Source organism: Edaphosphingomonas haloaromaticamans, from assembly GCF_001853345.1.
In the GTDB taxonomy this organism is placed as follows: Bacteria; Pseudomonadota; Alphaproteobacteria; order Sphingomonadales; family Sphingomonadaceae; genus Sphingomonas_E; species Sphingomonas_E fennica.
The window spans coordinates 3,240,177-3,257,795 of sequence record NZ_MIPT01000001.1; the positions used below are offsets into that span (position 1 = coordinate 3,240,177).

A 17,619-nucleotide genomic window follows, 5' to 3' on the forward strand; every position below is an offset into this window, starting at 1 on the left:
CGGCGGAGCCTCCTGGCTCCGCCGCCCATGCGATCACTTCTTGCCGAGCGTGAGGCCGCCGAAGCGCTTGTTGAAGCGCGCGACCTGGCCGCCGGAATCCAGCAGGGTCGACTTGCCGCCGGTCCACGCCGGGTGGACGGTCGGATCGATGTCGAGCTGCAGCGTATCGCCCGCATTGCCCCAGACCGAACGGGTCTCGAAGACGGTTCCGTCCGTCATCTGGACCTTGATCATGTGGTAGTCGGGGTGAATGTCCTTCTTCATCATTTCGCTCCTGAAATGGCTGGTTTCCGACCAGCCTGGGCAATGAAGGCGCGGCCATAGCGGCAGATGCCGCGATTGACAAGGCGCGCTTGCCCCGTCGTCCCGAATGAAAGAGGCGGCCCCGCCACGCGGAACCGCCCCTTCATGATCCTGCGTTTCGCCGGAGGATTCAGGCCGCCGGCGGGTCCGCGATCATGGCGGTGAAGTTCGCCTGCGCGGCGACCTTGCCGTCCACCAGCGCCCGGCCCGCGAACTTGCAGACCGTCGCGCGCTTCTGCACGAACTCGACCTCTAGGCGCAGCAGCACGCCCGGCTCCACCGGCACGCGGAACTTCGCCTCGTCGATCGCCATGAAATAGACGAGCTTGCCGGAACCGGCGAGGCCCAGCGATTCCACCGCCAGCACGCCCGCCGCCTGCGCCAGCGCCTCGACGATCAGCACGCCCGGCATGATCGGCCGGCCGGGGAAATGGCCCTGGAAGAAGGGCTCGTTGATCGTCACCGCCTTGATCGCCGCGATCGACCGGTCGGGGATCAGCTCCTCGACGCGATCGACCAGCAGCATCGGATAGCGATGGGGCAGCGCCGCCAGCACCCGCCGGATATCCAGCGGGCCGCGATTCCCGGCCGCGTCGCCAGCCACGTCCGTCGTCTCGCTCACCGGATCAGCGGCTCGCGGGCGCAGGCGCGGCCGGCGCCGTCGTGTTGACGCTCGGCAGCTGCGAGTTGAGCTGCGTCATCACGTCGTTGGTCACGTCCAGCCCGGCGGAGGCCGCCAGCGTGGCGCCGGTGTCGACCGCGATGTTGGCGCCGCGCGCCTGCATCACCTGGGTGACGATCGGGTTCAGCTTCTCGGTGATCTGCTGGGCGACATAGGCGCGGTTGCGCTGGAACTGCTGCTGGCGCTGCTGCAGCTGCTGGTTGGCCTGCTGCTCCTTGGTCTGGAGCGCCTGGATGCGCTGCTGCAGCGCGGCGTCGGGCGCCTTGCCGCCGGCCGCCTTGGAAATCGCTTCCGCTTCGGTGCGGATCGGGGCGCCCAGCGATTCCTGCAGCTGCTGCAGCTGCTGCGCCTGGCTCTGAAGCTGGGTCTGCGCGGCCTTGCAGGCATTGCATTCCGCATAGATCTTCTGGGTGTCGACGGTGACGATCACCGCCCCCGGAACCTTCTGGGCCTGAGCCACGCCCGGAAGGGCGGCAATCGCGGCAAGCAGAACGGCCGCCTTGGAAATGGTCTTCATCAGAATTGAGTCCCTACGTTGAAGGTGATGAGCTTTGTATCGTCGCCGTCACGCTTGACCAGCGCCTTGGCGATATCGATGCGGAACGGCCCGAAGGGCGAATTCCAGTTGACCCCGAAGCCGACGGAAACGCGCGGCTTCCAGGTATCGCCCAGGAACTTCTCGTCCCAAGGGCCATAGGAATTGGTCGCGGCATTGTTGGGAACACTGCCTACGCAAGTACCGGCGTCGTTCTTCTGGCCGGTGACGCAGGTCGTATACGTGCCCGCATTCGTCTGCCCCTCCGGGATCAGATATAGCGGATTGCCAGAGCTATCCCGCACCGGCCGCGTCACGGGGTCGAGCTTGCCATCGCCATCCGTGTCCTCGAACGTAGCCGTCGGCAACGGCTTCTTGACGCCGAAAACCGAACCGACGTCAAGGAAGATGGACGGACGCAGCCCCATCTCGCGCGCACCCGAACCAAGCGGAATTTCAAGTTCAGCGCGCGACATATAGTAATAACGGCCGCCCAGCGCGTCGTCATACATCTGGTCACGGTTGGTGATCGGCTTGCCATCCGCATCGTAAGGGATGCGCAGCACGCGGGGACCGATACCGCGGATCGCGAAGCCCCGCATCTGCGGCTCGCCCAGGAAGAAGCGATCGGTCAGCCGCACCGCGTCCACGCCCGGCCCCGGGCTGCTCTGCAACGGCAGGATCGCGCCGCCTTCGACGCCCAGCGAGAAGATGAAGCCGCTGCCGACATTCCAATATTTGTCGGCATCGATGCGTGAGCGGACATAACGCACGCTGCCGCCGAGGCCCGCGACATCCTGGCTGAACACAACGCGCTGGCCCCGGCTGGGACGAACGCGGTTGTTCAGATTGTCGAAGACAAGGCTGTAGCCGACGGAGGAGGTCGTCCGCTTGCCCAGCGCATCGCAGAGATAGCGGCCTGCGAGCAGCGGATCGCAGACCAGTTCGCCCTGGGAGTTCACCATGTAGAATGTGTTCTTGTCGAGCGAGACGTCGTCGAAACTCAGGCCGTAACGCAGCGCCAGGCTGACATATTCGGTCAGCGGAACGCCCGCGCGCACCTGGAAGCCGGTGGTCGTCTGCTCGTAGGTGGTCCGGCGATCGTTGCCGTAATAGTTGAACGAGTTGTAATCGCGCCGAAACACGTCGAAGCCGAGCGCGATATTCTTGTCCATCAGATAGGGTTCGGTGAAACCCAGCTCGATCGACTTGGAATAGGTCGAATAATTGACACCGGCGCGGACTTCCTGGCCCTTGCCCATGAAGTTACGCTCACGGATCGAAAGATCGACGATGAACTTCTCGAGGCTCGAGAAGCCGGCCGAGACCTGCAGCTCGCCGGTCGATTTCTCCTCGACATTCGCTTCCAGCACCACGCGGTCGGGTGCCGACCCGGGCTTCTGCTCGATCTCCAGCTTTTCCTGGAAATAGCCGAGCGACTGGATGCGATCGCGCGAGCGCTTGACGCGGAAGCTGTTGAACGCATCGCCTTCCGAAAGGCGGAACTCGCGGCGCACCACCTTGTCCTTGGTGTGCGTGTTGCCGTTGATCGCGATGTCCTCGACATAGACGCGCGGCGCATCGTTCACCTTGAAGGTGACCGACATGGTGAGCTTGTCCTTGTCGCGCACGAAATCGGGGCGGACGTCGGGGGTGAAGCCCAAGAGGCCGGTGGTCTCGGTGATGGCGTCGACGGTATCTTCCACCGTCTTGGCGTTGTACCAGTCGCCCTTGCGGATGCGGATCAGTGCCTTCAGCGTGTCCGGCTTGATGTCGCGGATCTCGCTCTCGGCGTCGATATCGCCGAACTTGTAGCGATCGCCCTCCTCGATCACATAGGTGATGATGAAATCGCGCTTGTCCGGCGTCAGCTCGGCAACGGCGGAGATCACGCGGAAATCGGCATAGCCCTGGGTCAGGTAGAACTGGCGCAGCTTCTGCTGGTCATAGGCCAGGCGATCGGGATCATAGCTGTCGTTGGAGGAGAATATCCGCCAGAAGCGCGAGGCCTTGGTCGCCATCTCGCCTTCCAGTTCGCCGGCCGAGAAATGCTGGTTGCCGATGATGTTGATCTGGCGGACCTTGGATTTCGCGCCCTCGTTGATCTCGAACACGATATCGACGCGGTTCTGGTCGAGCTGCACCATCTTCGGCTCGACGGTGGCGGCGAAACGGCCCTGCCGGCGATAGAGCTCGATGATGCGCGCCACGTCGGCGCGCGCCTTGGAACGGGTGAAAATCTGGCGCGGCGCCAGCCGGATCTCCGGCCGGATCTTCTCTTCCTTCAGGCGCTTATTGCCTTCCAGGACGATGCGGTTGATCACCGGGTTCTCGCGCACCTGGATGGTCAGCGCGCCGTGATCGTCGCGGATCTGGACGTCGGCGAACAATTCGGTGGCGTAAAGGTCCTTCAGCGCCTGGTCCAGCGTCTCGCGCGTATAGGGGTCGCCCGGCTTCAGCTTGATGTAGGAGCGGACGGTATCCGGCTCCAGCCGCTGCGATCCGGCGACCGCGATGGTCCGCACCACGCCGCTGCCCGGCAATGCCGCGGCCGCCGGCGCCGACGCTGCGGGCGCCGCATCCTGCGCATATGCGGCGGCGACGGGCATTCCGCCCAAAATCGTCCCCACCAGCAGCAGCGGTCCCATCCGCCGGAGCGAGTTCATGGCTTGCCGTTCGCCCCCGATGGTCCGTGCCTTCATTGCCGTCACGCGTACCCGCCCTTGTCCCAACTGGTCTTCAAATCAGGCGCCCCCCAAAAGGTACGCCGGTCCCGCCGCCTGCCCTGCCCGATCGATGTCAGCCGATCAACCCGGCAAGCCTTTGCCACACCCCAAAAGACGCCAGGTCGTTGACGGTGACGAAGATCATGAAAGCCAGCAGCACCGCCAGCCCCGTCCTGAAAGCCCACTCCTGGATCGCGGGATTCAGCGGCCGCCGAACCACTCCCTCGACCATGTAGAACAACAAATGGCCACCATCCAGCAATGGAATTGGCAACAAGTTGATGAATCCCAGATTAATCGAAATCATCGTCATGAAGAGGATGAAATCGAACCACCCGAGCGTCGCCTGCTGCCCCGAAATCTGGGCAATCTTCAACGGCCCGCCCAGTTCCTTCACCGAACGCCGCCCGGTGATCACCTGGCCCAGCGTATCCACCATCATGCGGACGATATTGCCCGTCTGCTCGATGGCGGCGCCCGGCAGGCGCCAGAAGGGCACCTCAACCCACACCGGCTGGCCGGGGCTGATGCCGAGCAGGCCACGCCGGAATTCGTTGCCGAAGCGATCGCGCTCTACTTCCACGCCGATCGTGGCGTTGAGCGAAAGCGGCCGCCCGTCGCGCACCACCTCCAGCCCCAGCCGCTCGCCGGGCCGGATCGCGACGATCGCGGGAATATCCTCGAATCGCTCGATCCGCTGGCCGCTGACCGTGGTGATCCTGTCGCCGGGGCGCAGCCCCGCTGCTTCCGCCGCCGATCCCGCCTGCACCGTCGCCACCAGGGCGGGCGTGCGCGCCTGCCCGTTCACCGCGAACACCGCCATGAACACCAGGATGGCGAACAGGAAATTGGTGAGCGGCCCGGCCGCGACGATGATGAAGCGCTGCCACAAGGGCTTGGCCTGGAAGGTCCGCGCCCGTTCCTCGGCCGGCATCGCCAGCCATTCGGCGGTGGGATTGTGGGCGCTGGCCGGGTTCATGTCGCCGGCGAAGCGCACATAACCGCCCAAGGGCAGCGCCGCCACGCGCCAGCGCGTGCCGCGCCGGTCGGTCCAGCCGAAAAGCTCGCGCCCGAATCCGATCGAGAAAGCCTCCGCCTTCACGCCGAAAATCCGGCCGGCGAAATAATGGCCAAGCTCGTGAATGAAGATCAGCGGCCCTATGACGAGAAGAAAAGCTATAATCGTCAGCGGGATGCCGGGGGTCTCTATCACGCGGCCTTCTCCTCCATCATTGCCGTCGCGAGCCTGCGCGCCTCAGCATCGATCGCGAATACCTCATCGAGGCTGGTAGGCGACGATGGATCATAACTGTCCAGAACTTTCGCCACGATTGCGGCAATATCGAGGAAAGCGATGCGCCGCCCGAGAAATGCGGCCACCGCTTGCTCGTTCGCGGCGTTCAGAATGGCCGGCCGGGCGCCGCCCGCCTCCACGGCGGCGCGGGCGAGCGCCAGTGCGGGGAAACGCACCGGGTCCGGCACCTCGAAGCTCAGCGATCCGATGCGGGCCAGGTCCAGCCGTTCGGCAGGCGCCGCCATCCGCTGCGGCCAGGCGAGCGCGTGGGCGATCGGCGTGCGCATGTCGGGCGTGCCGAGCTGCGCCAGCGTCGATCCATCGACATATTCCACCATCGAATGGATCACCGATTGCGGGTGGACCAATATGTCGATCCGCTCATGCCCGACGGGGAACAGGTGGTGGGCCTCGATCAGTTCCAGCCCCTTGTTCATCATCGTCGCCGAATCGATCGAAATCTTGGCGCCCATCGACCAGTTGGGGTGCTTCACCGCGCGTTCGGGCGTCACCCCTGCCATCTCGGCCGGGCTCCAGGTGCGGAACGGCCCGCCGCTCGCGGTCAGGATGATGCGACGCACCTTGTCCAGCCGGTCGCGATCCAGGCACTGGAAGATGGCGTTATGCTCGGAATCGACCGGCAGCAGCGTCGCGCCATGGGTGCGCGCCGTCAGCGTCATCAGATCGCCCGCGGAAACCAGCGATTCCTTGTTGGCCAGCGCCACGGTCGCGCCGCGCTTCAGCGCCGCCATCACCGGCTTGAGGCCGGCGCAGCCGACGATCGAGGCCATCGTCCAGTCGGCATCGCGCGCGGCCGCCTCGATCAGCGCGCCTTCGCCCGCCCCGGTCTCGATCCCGGTGCCGGTCAGCGCCTCCGCCAGCGCCCCGCCCAGCGCCGCATCGCCGATGGCCGCGAAGCGCGCCCGCGTCCGCCGCGCGGCATCGGCCAGGCCCTTCACGTCGCTATGCGCCGTCAGCGCCACGACCTCGAAGGAGTCGCGGTTGCGATCGATCAGGTCCAGCGTGGAGGTGCCGACCGATCCGGTCGCGCCCAATATGCTGACGGTGCGCATCACAGCCATCCCCGGATCACCAGCCCCGCCACGATCACCGCCACCGGCACCAGTCCGTCCAGCCGGTCCATCACGCCGCCATGGCCCGGCAGCAGCCGTCCGCTATCCTTGGCGCCCACCCGGCGCTTCAGCCAGCTTTCGAACAGGTCGCCAATCTGCGCGGCCACCGCCAGCGTCGTCGCGAAATAGACGGCGATCCACGAAAGCCCGAAGAATATCGCCATGACCAGGCTCAGAAGCTCGGCCGCGATCACGCCGCCGATCAGGCCCGCCCAGGTCTTGTTGGGGCTGATGCGCGGCGCGAGCTTCGGCCCGCCGATCCCGCGCCCGGCGAAATAGGCGCCGATATCGGTCGCCCACACCAGGGCCATCGCCCACAGCGTCAGCAGCAGGCCCCGCTCCTCGCGCAGGTAGATCAGCGCCAGCGCCGGCAGCCCGGCATAGAGGATGCCCGCCGCCAGCCCGACGCGCCGGGTGAGCAGCGCACCCAGCGCGAACAGCAGCACCAGCACCATGGCCATGGTCACGACGCCGCCGCCCGGCCAGATCGTTGCCGGCACGATCCCCACCAGGCCGGGGCCGAACTGGCCGGCGGCGCCATTGGCGATCAGCAGGGTCTGGACGAGGAACAGGGCCAGCAGCACCAGCATCACCCGCGTCCGCCAGCGGTCGGCCCGCAGCAGCCCGGCCCATTCGCCGATCATCAGCAGGCCCGCCGCCGATGCGAGCAGGCCGAACCAGATGCCGCCAGCCCACAGCGCCCCCAATGCGACGGCGATCATCACGATCCCGGCCAGCACGCGCTGCGTCAGTTCGGTCATAGCCCTCCGAAACGTCTCTCGCGCCGGCCATAATCGGCGACGGCCGCGAACAATGCTTCCCGCCCGAAATCCGGCCACAGCGTATCGACGAACAGCAGCTCGGCATAGGCCGCCTGCCACAGCAGGAAGTTGGAAAGCCGCCGCTCGCCGGACGTGCGGATCAGCAGGTCGGGCGGCGGCAGTTCCCGCGTGTCCAGCCGCGCGTCCAGCGTTTCCGCATCGATCGCCGCCGGGTCGATCCGGCCGGCCAGAGCATCCTCGGCCAGCGCGCGGGCAGCGCGGACGATCTCGTCCTGCGCGCCGTAGTTGAGCGCGATCACCAGCGTCATCGCCCGGTTGCCCACCGTCCGCTCGATCGCGTCGTCCAGCAGGCGGGCAAGCTCCGGGCCGAACCGCCGATATTCGCCGATCACGCGCAGGCGCACGCCGTTGGCGGCCAGTTCCTCGATCTCGCCCAACAGATAATGGCGCAGCAGGCCCTTGAGGTCGGAAACCTCCTCCTCCGGCCGGCGCCAATTCTCGGACGAGAAGGCGTAGAGCGTCAGCACCTCGATGCCCAGCTCGCGCGCGGCGCGGATGGTGGCGCGCACCGCTTCGGCGCCCTTGCGGTGGCCGGCGACGCGCGGCAGGTGCCGGGCCTTCGCCCAGCGGCCATTGCCGTCCATGATGATGGCGACATGGCGGGGAAGCCCGGCGCCGCCGTCGCTCGCCCGCAGGGTCGAGGCCGAGGCGGCGCTCACTTGCCGAGGATTTCCTTTTCCTTGGCCGCCGCCGCCGCGTCGATCTCGGCGATCGTGCTGTCGGTCAGCTTCTGCACCTCGGTTTCGGCGCGCTTGCGCTCGTCCTCGCTGATCTCGCCCTTCTTCTCGTCGGCCTTCAGCGCGTCATTGCCGTCGCGGCGCACGTTGCGCGCGGCGATGCGGGCCTTTTCGGCATATTGGCCGGCAAGCTTGGCCAGCTCCTTGCGCCGTTCCTCGGTCAGGTCGGGGATCGGCAGGCGCAGCGTCTGGCCGTCGACGATCGGGTTGAGGCCCAAGCCCGCCGAACGGATCGCCTTGTCCACCGGCGTCACGTTGGACTTGTCCCACACCTGCACGGAAATGAGGCGCGGTTCCGGCACGCTGACGGTCGCCACCTGGTTGAGCGGCATCTGCGCGCCATAGACCTCCACGGTCACCGGATCGAGCAGCGAGGTGCTGGCGCGGCCGGTGCGCAGGCCCTGCAAATCCCCCTTCAGCGATTCCACCGCGCCGTGCATCCGGCGTTCCAGGTCAGCCTTGTTATAGGCGGGCATCGATCACACTCCCTCGTTCTGGACGATCGTCGCCACGCCATCGCCCGCCAGCACCCGGGCCAGATTGCCCCGCTCGCGGATGTTGAAGACGACGATCGGAATATTATTGTCGCGGCAGAGCGCCACGGCGCTCGCATCCATCACCTTCAGGTCGTCCGAAAGGACCTTGCTGAAGGTGACGCTGTCATAACGCTTCGCGCCCGGCACCTTCTTCGGATCGGCATCATAGACGCCGTCCACCGAGGTTCCCTTGAACAGCGCATCGCAATTCATCTCGGCGGCGCGGAGGGCGGCCGCGCTGTCGGTGGTGAAATAGGGGTTTCCGGTGCCGGCCGCGAAGATCACGATCCGGCCCTTTTCCATGTGGCGCTCGGCGCGGCGGCGGATGAAGGGCTCGCACACCGTGTTCATCGGGATGGCCGATTGCACGCGGGTGTCGACGCCGATCTGCTCCAGCGCGTTCTGCACGGCGAGCGCGTTCATCACCGTCGCCAGCATGCCCATATAGTCGGCGCTGGTCCGTTCGAAGCCCTTGGCGGCGGCGGCCAGGCCACGGAAGATATTGCCCCCGCCCACGACTAGGCAGAGCTCATGGTCCTTGGCGACGTCGGCGATCTCCTGGGCGACGCGGGCGACCGTCTCGGGATCGATGCCGAACTGCCCCTGCCCCATCAGCACTTCGCCGGAAAGCTTCAGGAGTATGCGGTTGAAGCGCGGCCGGGTCATCGCCGTGGGATTCTCTCATGCATCAGGAAGGGAAACGGCGCGCACCCTAGAGCCTGATCGTTCGAGATGGAAGCGCTATGCGCTCCCATCGAAGATACGTGAATCAGGCTCCGATCCCTTATGCGGGATCGCGATTCACCGGCGGGGCGAATGGCCCGGCCCGATCGAGGTTCCGTGCGGGCGCACGCCTAGTGCCAGGGGCGCAATTTGCTTCCCCTCCCGGATCAGGGAGGGGATTGGGGGGGGCGGGCGTCCGCCGCAGGCCCGAATGCCGCGACCGAGGCGCCCGCCCCCGATCCCTTCCGCAAGCGGAAGGGAGGCAGAAGGATCAGACGCCGGCGGCGGCGGCAACTTCGGCGGCGAAGTCGCTTTCCTTCTTCTCGATGCCTTCGCCGAGTTGGAAGCGCACATAACCCTTCAGCACGATCGGCGAACCGGCTTCCTTGCCGGCGGCGGCGACGACGTCGGCCACCGGGGTCTTGCCGTCGATCACGAACGCCTGGCTCACCAGCGCGTTCTCCTTGCGATACTTGGCGATCGCGCCTTCCACCATCTTCTCGACGATGTTGGCGGGCTTGCCCGATTCGGCGGCCTTCTCGGTCGCGATCGCGCGCTCGCGCTCGATCGTCTCGGCGTCCAGGCCATCGGCGGTCAGCGCCAGCGGGGCAGCGGCGGCGATGTGCATGGCCAGCTGCTTGCCCAGCGCTTCCAGCTTGTCGGCCGGCGCGGCGCTCTCAAGCGCGACGAGCACGCCGATCTTGCCGAGGCCGGGGGCCGCGGCGTTGTGGACGTAGGAGACGATCGCGCCCTGATCGACCGTAAGGGTCGCCGCGCGGCGCAGCGCCTGCTGTTCGCCGATGGTGGCGATGTTGCTGGTCAGCTTCTCGGCAACGGTGCCCTCGCCCGGATAGGTCGCGGCGGCCAGCGCCTCGATCGAATCGCCGGTGTCGAGCGCCAGCTCGGTCACGGTCTTCACGAACGACTGGAACTGATCGTTCTTGGCGACGAAGTCGGTTTCCGAATTCACCTCGACCACGGCACCCTTGGTGCCCTTCACGGTCACGCCCACGAGGCCCTCGGCCGCCTGGCGGCCGGCCTTCTTGGCGGCGGCGGCGAGGCCCTTGGTGCGCAGCCAGTCGACGGCGGCTTCCATGTCGCCATTGGTCTCGGCGAGCGCCTTCTTGCAGTCCATCATGCCGGCGCCGGTGCGGTCGCGCAGTTCCTTGACGGTCTTGGCAGTGACTTCCGCCATGTCCTTGTCCTTTCGTTATGAACGGGTCGGGGCGAGCCGATAGGCCCGCCCCGTGATCTTGTTATGACGCACGCGCTCCAGGGAGGGCGCGTGGAGCGCGATCAGGCGCTCAGCGCTTCCTCGGCGACCGGCTCGGCGGCGGCGCCCAGGTCCTCGCCACGGGCGGCGCGGCCACCCTGCTCGCCACGGGTCGCGGCGGCGGCGACGGCGTCGCAATAGAGGCGGATGGCGCGGGCGGCGTCGTCATTGGCCGGGATCGGGAAGGCGATGCCGTCCGGCGACACGTTCGAATCGAGGATCGCGACGACGGGGATGCCCAGCGTGTTGGCTTCCTTGATCGCCAGCTCTTCCTTGTTGGCGTCGATCACGAACATCACGTCCGGGATGCCGCCCATGTCGCGGATGCCGCCCAGCGAAAGCTCCAGCTTGTCGCGCTCGCGGGTCAGCTGCAGCACTTCCTTCTTGGTCAGGCCGTGCGTGTCGCCCGAAAGCTGCTCTTCCAGCGTCTTGTAACGCTTGATCGAGCCCGAGATGGTCTTCCAGTTGGTGAGCATGCCGCCCAGCCAGCGGTGGTTGACATAATGCTGGCCCGAACGGCGGGCGGCCTCGGCGATCGGCTCCTGCGCCTGGCGCTTGGTGCCGACGAACAGCACCTTGCCGCCATGGGCGACGGTCTGGCTCACGAAGTCGAGCGCGCGCGCGAAGAGCGGCACGGTCTGCGACAGATCGATGATGTGGACGCCGTTGCGCTCGCCGAAGATGTAGGGCTTCATCTTCGGGTTCCAGCGGTGGGTCTGGTGGCCGAAGTGGGCGCCGGCGTCGAGAAGCGCCTGCATCGAGACGGTGGGAACCGCCATGGGATAGTCTCCTTCCGGTTGAACCTCTCCGGGGCAGTGACCGGACGGGCGGAACGCCCATCAGCGGCACCGGTTTATGAACCCCGGATGTGGAATGGCGGCGCACCTAGCCATTCGGGCGCCGGAAATCAACCCTTGACGACAGGAACAAAACAGGAACATAAAGGCCGCAACACGGGATTCGCGGAAATGCCCCATCGGGCAGGGCGAAGCGGGAGGCGGTTATGGCACAGCTTGCGACGATCCTTTTCTTCCTCGCCATGGGCGGCACGGCGCTCGGCATCATCGCGGGGATGGTGATGGAATATGCCGATCGGATCGCGATGGCGCTCGGCGCCCGCCCGGCCGCATCGCCGGCCCTGCCGCCGCTGCCGGCGGCGCGCGTCAGGCTTCAGCCGCGGGCCGTTCCTGCGCGGATCGCGCAGCCGCCGCTGCGCGCTGCCGCCTGACGCGGGCATAGCTGCGCATCCCGAAGGGGATGGACAGCACATAGGCGATGCTGGCGATGGCCAGCGTTTCCCACGTCGCCACGATCAGCGCCGCGCCCAGCAACGCCACGGCCAGCAGCAGCCACAGCCGGATGCCGCTGCGCAGGCGGAGGGACGACCAGGAATAGGTGGCGACGTTGGAGATCAGCAGGAATCCGACGAACGCCGCCCACGGCGCCACGACATAGGTTTCGCGGAAGATGTCCAGGCCGGTGCACAGCCAGAGGTAGAGCGGCAGCATCAGGAGCCCCGCGCCCGCGGGCGCCGGCACGCCGGTCAGGAAGCCGGCCGACTTGTGCGGCTGCTCGCTCGCGTCGATCTGGGCGTTGAAGCGGGCGAGCCGCAGCGCGCAGCATACCGCATGGCCCAGCGCGAACAGCCAGCCGTAGCGCGGCAGCGCCTGCAGCGACCAGAGGAACATGATGATCGCCGGCGACACGCCGAAGGCGATCACGTCGGAAAGCGAATCGAGCTCCGCACCGAACCGGCTCTCGCCCTTCAGCAGCCGGGCGATCCGCCCGTCCAGCCCGTCGAGCACGCCCGCCAGGATGATGAGCGCGGCCGCCATCTGCCATTCGAGCCACCAGCGTTCCGATCCCGGCACGCGCCCGATCGCGCCGATGGCGAAGCGCACGCCGGTCAGCCCCGAACACAGCGCCAGCGCCGTCACCGCGTTGGGCGCGAGCGCGCGCAGCGGAATGCCCTTCAACGGGCGCTGGATGCGGGCATTGTCGGGGCGCGGCGCCATCAGAGCGCGGTTCCGTATACCCGTTCCGCCTCGCCGATCCTCGCGATCACGGTCTCGCCGGCAATGGCCCGCTGGCCCAGCGCGATGCGCGGCTGGGTGCCGGCCGGCAGATACACGTCCACCCGGCTGCCGAAGCGGATCAGGCCGATGCGCTGCCCGCCGGCGACGATGTCGCCCGGCTTCACGAACGGCACGATGCGCCGCGCCACCAGCCCGGCGATCTGGGTGAAGCCGATGCGGGTGCCGTCATTGCCTTCGACCAGGATGTGCTGGCGCTCATTCTCCTCGCTCGCCTTGTCGAGGTCCGCATTCAGGAACTTGCCGGAGATGTAGACGACCCGACGGATCGTGCCGGCGATCGGCGTGCGGTTGATGTGCACGTCGAACACGCTCATGAAGATCGAAACCCGCGTCATCGGCTCGTCGCCCAGCCCGTCGGGGCCTGCCAGCTCGCGCGGCGGCGGCACGGTGGCGATCATCGTCACCAGCCCGTCGGCCGGCGACACGATCAGCCCCTCCCCCCTCGGGAAGGTGCGGATCGGATCGCGGAAGAAGGCGAGGATCCAGATCGTCACGCCCGCCATCGGCCAGGCAAGCGTTTCCCAGGCCATCAACGCGAAGATGAGCGTGATGGCCGCGCCGATCAGGGCGAACTTGCGGCCTTCGGGATGAACCGAGGGCCAGCGCCAGCGGACGGTGGTGGTGCCGACGTCCGGCTTTTCCAATGATGTCATGTCCGCGTTCTTACGATCGGCCATGGCGGCTGACAACGGCGCAGTGGGCAACAATGTTGCAATCGCCCTCCCCGCGCCCCCTTCGGCCCACGCGATGCGGCAGCGCAACATTTCGTTACGCGCGGGAAACAGGCGGATCACAGGCGCCCTTTAGGCTGCCTTCCATCCCGGGGGACGCGCGCACGGCGGCCCGCCAGCCGCAAGAGGCCGCGCCCGCGGGATGCAGGAGGAACATTCCAACCATAAAAGGGGAATGTTCCATGTCTTATCGTCTGGTCGCCGCGGTTGCGGCAGCCCTGTTCGCGACGCCGGCGCTGGCGCAGGAAGAGGCGTCCGGCCCCTTCACCATCTCCGGCAGCGCCGGCCTCGTTTCCGATTACCGGTTCCGCGGCGTCTCGCAGTCGGACAAGGAGATGGCCGTGCAGGGCGGCATCGGTGTCTCGCACGAAAGCGGCCTCTATGCCGGCACCTGGGCGTCGAGCCTCTCGGGCTGGGGTACCTTCGGCGGCGGCAATATCGAGCTTGATCTCTATGCCGGCTACAAGCTGCCGGTCGGCGGCGCGACGATCGATGTCGGCCTCACCTGGTATATGTATCCGGGCGGCGCGGACGATACCGACTTCGCCGAGCCTTATGTGAAGGTCAGCGGCACGGTGGGGCCGGTCTCGCTGCTCGGCGGCGTCGCCTATGCGCCCAAGCAGCAGGCGCTCGGCAACTATTCCAACACGCCGCAGAGCCGGGGGCAGAAGCAGGACAATCTCTATCTCTGGGGCGATGCCAGCGCCGGCATTCCCTCCACCCCGCTCAGCGTGAAGGCCCATATCGGCTATTCGGACGGCAATCCCGGCCTCGGCCCCAACGGCACCAGCATCGCGCCCACGGGCAAATATTGGGATTGGCTGGTGGGCGCCGATGCGGTCGTCGGGCCGGTCACGCTCGGCATCGCCTATGTCGATACCGATATCAGCAAGGCGGATTCGGCCTATATCCAGCCCAATTTCTCGTCGACCAAGAACGGTTCGTCGATCGCCAGCGGGCGGGTGGTCTTCTCCGTCACGGCCGCCTTCTGATGCGGTGACGGCCAGACCTTCCCGGCCGTCCCACGCCCCCCGGGGCTCAGCGCTCCGGGGGCGTCGCTTTTTCCCGCGCGCCATTCCTTTTGCCCGCCGCGCCTTCCGCCGCCCGCAAGGTTGATCCTCGCCCCGGCATTGCCTAGACGGGCGCGAAACCCACTCCCTGGAGAAAGCGGACCCCCATGGCCAAGATCACCGTGAAGACCCCCGTCGTCGAGCTCGACGGCGATGAAATGACCCGGATCATCTGGCAATGGATCCGCGAGCGGCTGATCCTGCCCTATCTCGATCTCAAGCTCGAATATTACGACCTCTCCGTGCAGAAGCGCGACGAGACGGCGGACCAGATCACCATCGATTCCGCCCGCGCGATCCAAAAGTACGGCGTCGGCGTGAAGTGCGCCACGATCACCCCGGATGAGGCCCGCGTCGAGGAATTCGGCCTCAAGAAGATGTGGAAGTCGCCGAACGGCACGATCCGCAACATCCTGGGCGGCGTCGTGTTCCGCGAACCGATCGTCATCAAGAACGTTCCCCGGCTGGTTCCGGGCTGGACGGACCCGATCGTCGTCGGCCGTCACGCCTTCGGCGACCAGTATCGCGCCACCGATTTCAGGGTGCCCGGCCCCGGCAAGCTCCGCCTCGTCTGGGAAGGCGACAATGGCGACGTGATCGACGAGGAAGTGTTCCAGTTCCCGTCGTCCGGCGTCGCCATGGGCATGTATAATCTCGACGATTCGATCCGCGATTTCGCCCGCGCCAGCATGAACTATGCGCTGGGCCGCGGCTGGCCGCTCTACCTCTCCACCAAGAACACGATCCTCAAGGCCTATGACGGCCGCTTCAAGGATCTGTTCCAGGAGGTGTTCGACGCCGAATTCGCCGCCCAGTTCAAGGAAAAGAGCATCGTCTACGAACATCGCCTGATCGACGACATGGTCGCCTCGGCGCTCAAGTGGAGCGGCAAGTTCGTCTGGGCCTGCAAGAATTACGACGGCGACGTGCAGTCGGATACCGTCGCGCAGGGCTTCGGCTCGCTGGGTCTCATGACCTCGGTGCTGATGTCGCCGGACGGCAAGACGATCGAGGCGGAAGCCGCCCACGGCACCGTCACCCGCCACTATCGCATGCACCAGCAGGGCAAGGCGACGTCGACCAACCCGATCGCCTCGATCTTCGCCTGGACGCAGGGCCTCTCCTTCCGCGGCAAGTTCGACGGCACGCCGGACGTCACCCGCTTCGCCGAAACGCTGGAGCGCGTCTGCATCGAGACGGTCGAAAAGGGCCAGATGACCAAGGACCTCGCCATCCTGATCGGCCCGGATCAGCCCTGGATGACGACCGAGCAGTTCTTCGAGGCGATCCGCGTCAACCTCGAAGCCGAAATGGCCAACTGGAAGTAACCTTCCCGCCATCGGCCCCAAAAAAGGCGCCGCTCCGGTCCACCGGGGCGGCGCCTTTTCTTTTGGGACTCGTATCTCGGCCAACTCAAGTCGATTGCCACTACCTAGCCGGGCATCCCGGATCAGATCGGGAATGCCCGCCGCGCTCCTTTCAAGCCGCGATCCGGGAAACGAACTCGCTCGTTGCCGCTTCCAGGTCGGAAAGGCGGGCGTCCACGGTCTGGAAGCCGGTTTCCAGCCGGTCGATCTCGCCGGCTACGGATACCGTGTCGGATCGGATCGCGGCGATGGTGCCGGACATCGAGTCGGCCGCCAGGGCCGTTTCGTCGACGGCGGCGGTGATCGAGGTCACCGTCTGCGCCTGCACTTCCATGGCCTGCTGGATGCGCCGGGCCGATGTCTGCACCTCGCCCACCGTGTCGCGGATCGATCCGTTGGCTTCCAGCGTCTGGTGCGTCGCCGCCTGGATCGCGGCGATCTTGGCGGCGATGTCGTCGGTCGCCCGCGCGGTCTGCGAGGCGAGGCTCTTCACCTCCTGCGCCACCACGGCGAAGCCCCGGCCGGCATCGCCGGCGCGTGCCGCCTCGATCGTGGCGTTGAGCGCCAAGAGGTTGGTCTGCCCGGCAATGTCGCGGATCAGGCCGAGGATGGATTCGATCGCCTTGGCGTGGTCGGAAAGCGCCTCCGTCACCACCACGGCCTCGGCCGACTGGGTCGCCGCCTTGGTCGCCACCAGGGCCGCCGATTCCACCTCGCCGCGCGCTTCCTCGATGGCGCGGATCAGGCCGGCGGCGGTATGCGCCGCCTCGCGCATGGCGGTGGCCGATTGCTCGGCGGCGGCCGCCACCTCGGATGCCTTGCCCAGCATGCCACGCGCGGCGGCGGCGGTGTTCACCGTCTTTCCCTTCAGATCGCGCGCATTCGCGACCGTATCGGCGAGGATGGCCACAACCGTACCCTTGAACCGGCTGCTCGCGTCGGCGCGCTGCACGCCCGCCGCGTTGCGCTTCAGATTGTTGATCTGGGCCAGGATGATCTCGGTCTCGATGCAGGCCAGGCGATGGACGATGCGGATCGCGCGGCGGCGCGTGTCCGGGTCCCCGATCGCCAGGCGGAGCTGATCGCACATCATCTCGGAAGCGGTGATCACCGCCTCGATGAACACGGGCGGCGGCACGTCGCTATGGTAGATGTCGGCCGCGGGCCGCGCGACGAGCGCGATCCAGTCCGCATCCACCGGCTGGCGATATTTGCCGGTCGCATGCGCGATGAATTCCTCCACCGGCAGCGGGCTGCGCGGCGTCATCCCTTCCCAGAAGGCGCGCGATGCATCGCTTATGGCGTCGGCGCCATGTTCCCACAGGAAGCGCAGATCCTCGCTCAGCCGCCCGTCGCGATTGTATAGCGCCAGCCGCTCGGCCACTTCCTCGTCCGGCAGGGGCACATGGATATCGGCAGAGGTCTGTCGCATATATTGGCCGCTCAACCCTTGTCTCCCCACGCACAAATCCGGTTTCGGGGCCATCTTAAGGCGCGGTGGTAAATGCAGGGTTATTCCGGCGAACGTCCGCGTAAGGTTGCATGACGACGAGGTTCGGCTAAAGGAGCCC

Annotated in this window: 18 protein-coding genes; 3 read left to right on the plus strand and 15 right to left on the minus strand. The window is 66.7% G+C overall.

What is annotated here, in order from left to right; translation table 11 throughout:
• Positions 1 to 33 precede the first annotated feature (33 nt).
• The 12 genes from rpmE to rpsB all read right to left on the minus strand — a co-directional run bounded on the left by rpmE (position 34) and on the right by rpsB (position 11,563).
• Entirely contained in the window at positions 34 to 264 is a 231-nt protein-coding gene (gene rpmE / locus BHE75_RS14995) for a 50S ribosomal protein L31 (RefSeq protein ID WP_015457589.1), read from the minus strand.
• A gap of 169 nt (positions 265 to 433) precedes the next feature.
• Positions 434 to 925: a 3-hydroxyacyl-ACP dehydratase FabZ gene (gene fabZ / locus BHE75_RS15000; protein ID WP_015457590.1), complete on the minus strand. Its 492-nt coding sequence runs from the start codon at positions 923 to 925 to the stop codon at positions 434 to 436.
• A 4-nt stretch (positions 926 to 929) separates the two neighbouring features.
• The gene (locus tag BHE75_RS15005; RefSeq protein ID WP_015457591.1) at positions 930 to 1,502 is read right to left on the minus strand and encodes an OmpH family outer membrane protein; all 573 of its coding nucleotides are present in this window, start codon (positions 1,500 to 1,502) and stop codon (positions 930 to 932) included.
• A complete protein-coding gene (bamA, locus tag BHE75_RS15010; RefSeq protein WP_070934350.1) occupies positions 1,502 to 4,186 on the minus strand; it encodes an outer membrane protein assembly factor BamA in 2,685 nt (894 codons plus the stop codon). The genes BHE75_RS15005 and bamA overlap by 1 nt, the downstream gene beginning before the upstream one ends.
• Positions 4,187 to 4,319: 133 nt before the next feature.
• Complete coding sequence (gene rseP / locus BHE75_RS15015) at positions 4,320 to 5,459, minus strand: RIP metalloprotease RseP (RefSeq protein ID WP_070934351.1); 1,140 nt, start codon at positions 5,457 to 5,459, stop codon at positions 4,320 to 4,322.
• A complete protein-coding gene (locus tag BHE75_RS15020) occupies positions 5,456 to 6,622 on the minus strand; it encodes a 1-deoxy-D-xylulose-5-phosphate reductoisomerase (protein WP_070934352.1) in 1,167 nt (388 codons plus the stop codon). The genes rseP and BHE75_RS15020 overlap by 4 nt, the downstream gene beginning before the upstream one ends.
• Positions 6,613 to 7,434: a phosphatidate cytidylyltransferase gene (locus BHE75_RS15025; protein WP_070934353.1), complete on the minus strand. Its 822-nt coding sequence runs from the start codon at positions 7,432 to 7,434 to the stop codon at positions 6,613 to 6,615. Before BHE75_RS15025 ends, BHE75_RS15020 begins: the two co-directional genes overlap by 10 nt.
• Positions 7,431 to 8,174, minus strand: coding sequence for an isoprenyl transferase (locus BHE75_RS15030; RefSeq protein WP_084653244.1), 744 nt, complete (start codon positions 8,172 to 8,174; stop codon positions 7,431 to 7,433). Before BHE75_RS15030 ends, BHE75_RS15025 begins: the two co-directional genes overlap by 4 nt.
• The gene (gene frr / locus BHE75_RS15035) at positions 8,171 to 8,728 is read right to left on the minus strand and encodes a ribosome recycling factor (protein WP_015457597.1); all 558 of its coding nucleotides are present in this window, start codon (positions 8,726 to 8,728) and stop codon (positions 8,171 to 8,173) included. Before frr ends, BHE75_RS15030 begins: the two co-directional genes overlap by 4 nt.
• Before the next feature lie 3 nt (positions 8,729 to 8,731).
• Complete coding sequence (gene pyrH / locus BHE75_RS15040; protein ID WP_015457598.1) at positions 8,732 to 9,454, minus strand: UMP kinase; 723 nt, start codon at positions 9,452 to 9,454, stop codon at positions 8,732 to 8,734.
• A 328-nt stretch (positions 9,455 to 9,782) separates the two neighbouring features.
• Positions 9,783 to 10,706: a translation elongation factor Ts gene (gene tsf / locus BHE75_RS15045; protein ID WP_015457599.1), complete on the minus strand. Its 924-nt coding sequence runs from the start codon at positions 10,704 to 10,706 to the stop codon at positions 9,783 to 9,785.
• 101 nt (positions 10,707 to 10,807) lie between these two features.
• Positions 10,808 to 11,563 carry a 30S ribosomal protein S2 gene (gene rpsB / locus BHE75_RS15050; protein ID WP_015457600.1) on the minus strand — a complete coding sequence of 252 codons (756 nt, stop codon included), beginning with the start codon at positions 11,561 to 11,563 and terminating at the stop codon, positions 10,808 to 10,810.
• 224 nt (positions 11,564 to 11,787) lie between these two features.
• Here rpsB and BHE75_RS15055 point away from each other — a divergent pair, with 224 nt between their 5' ends.
• Positions 11,788 to 12,012, plus strand: coding sequence for a hypothetical protein (locus BHE75_RS15055; protein ID WP_015457601.1), 225 nt, complete (start codon positions 11,788 to 11,790; stop codon positions 12,010 to 12,012).
• On the opposite strand, the gene BHE75_RS15060 is transcribed toward BHE75_RS15055, so the two are convergent.
• The gene (locus BHE75_RS15060) at positions 11,948 to 12,799 is read right to left on the minus strand and encodes a CDP-alcohol phosphatidyltransferase family protein (RefSeq protein WP_015457602.1); all 852 of its coding nucleotides are present in this window, start codon (positions 12,797 to 12,799) and stop codon (positions 11,948 to 11,950) included. The two genes, BHE75_RS15055 and BHE75_RS15060, sit on opposite strands and share 65 nt — an antisense overlap.
• Entirely contained in the window at positions 12,799 to 13,557 is a 759-nt protein-coding gene (locus BHE75_RS15065) for a phosphatidylserine decarboxylase (RefSeq protein WP_302622709.1), read from the minus strand. Before BHE75_RS15065 ends, BHE75_RS15060 begins: the two co-directional genes overlap by 1 nt.
• A 236-nt stretch (positions 13,558 to 13,793) precedes the next feature.
• Between BHE75_RS15065 and BHE75_RS15070 the strand changes: the two genes are divergently transcribed.
• Both BHE75_RS15070 and BHE75_RS15075 read left to right on the plus strand, forming a co-directional pair.
• Entirely contained in the window at positions 13,794 to 14,603 is an 810-nt protein-coding gene (locus BHE75_RS15070) for a TorF family putative porin (RefSeq protein WP_015457604.1), read from the plus strand.
• Between the two features lie 185 nt (positions 14,604 to 14,788).
• Entirely contained in the window at positions 14,789 to 16,009 is a 1,221-nt protein-coding gene (locus BHE75_RS15075) for an NADP-dependent isocitrate dehydrogenase (protein ID WP_070934354.1), read from the plus strand.
• 151 nt (positions 16,010 to 16,160) lie between these two features.
• Here BHE75_RS15075 and BHE75_RS15080 read toward each other — a convergent pair whose 3' ends face one another.
• Positions 16,161 to 17,480, minus strand: a complete 1,320-nt coding sequence (locus BHE75_RS15080; protein ID WP_070935957.1) for a methyl-accepting chemotaxis protein — start codon at positions 17,478 to 17,480, stop codon at positions 16,161 to 16,163.
• Between the last annotated feature and the right edge of the window lie 139 nt (positions 17,481 to 17,619).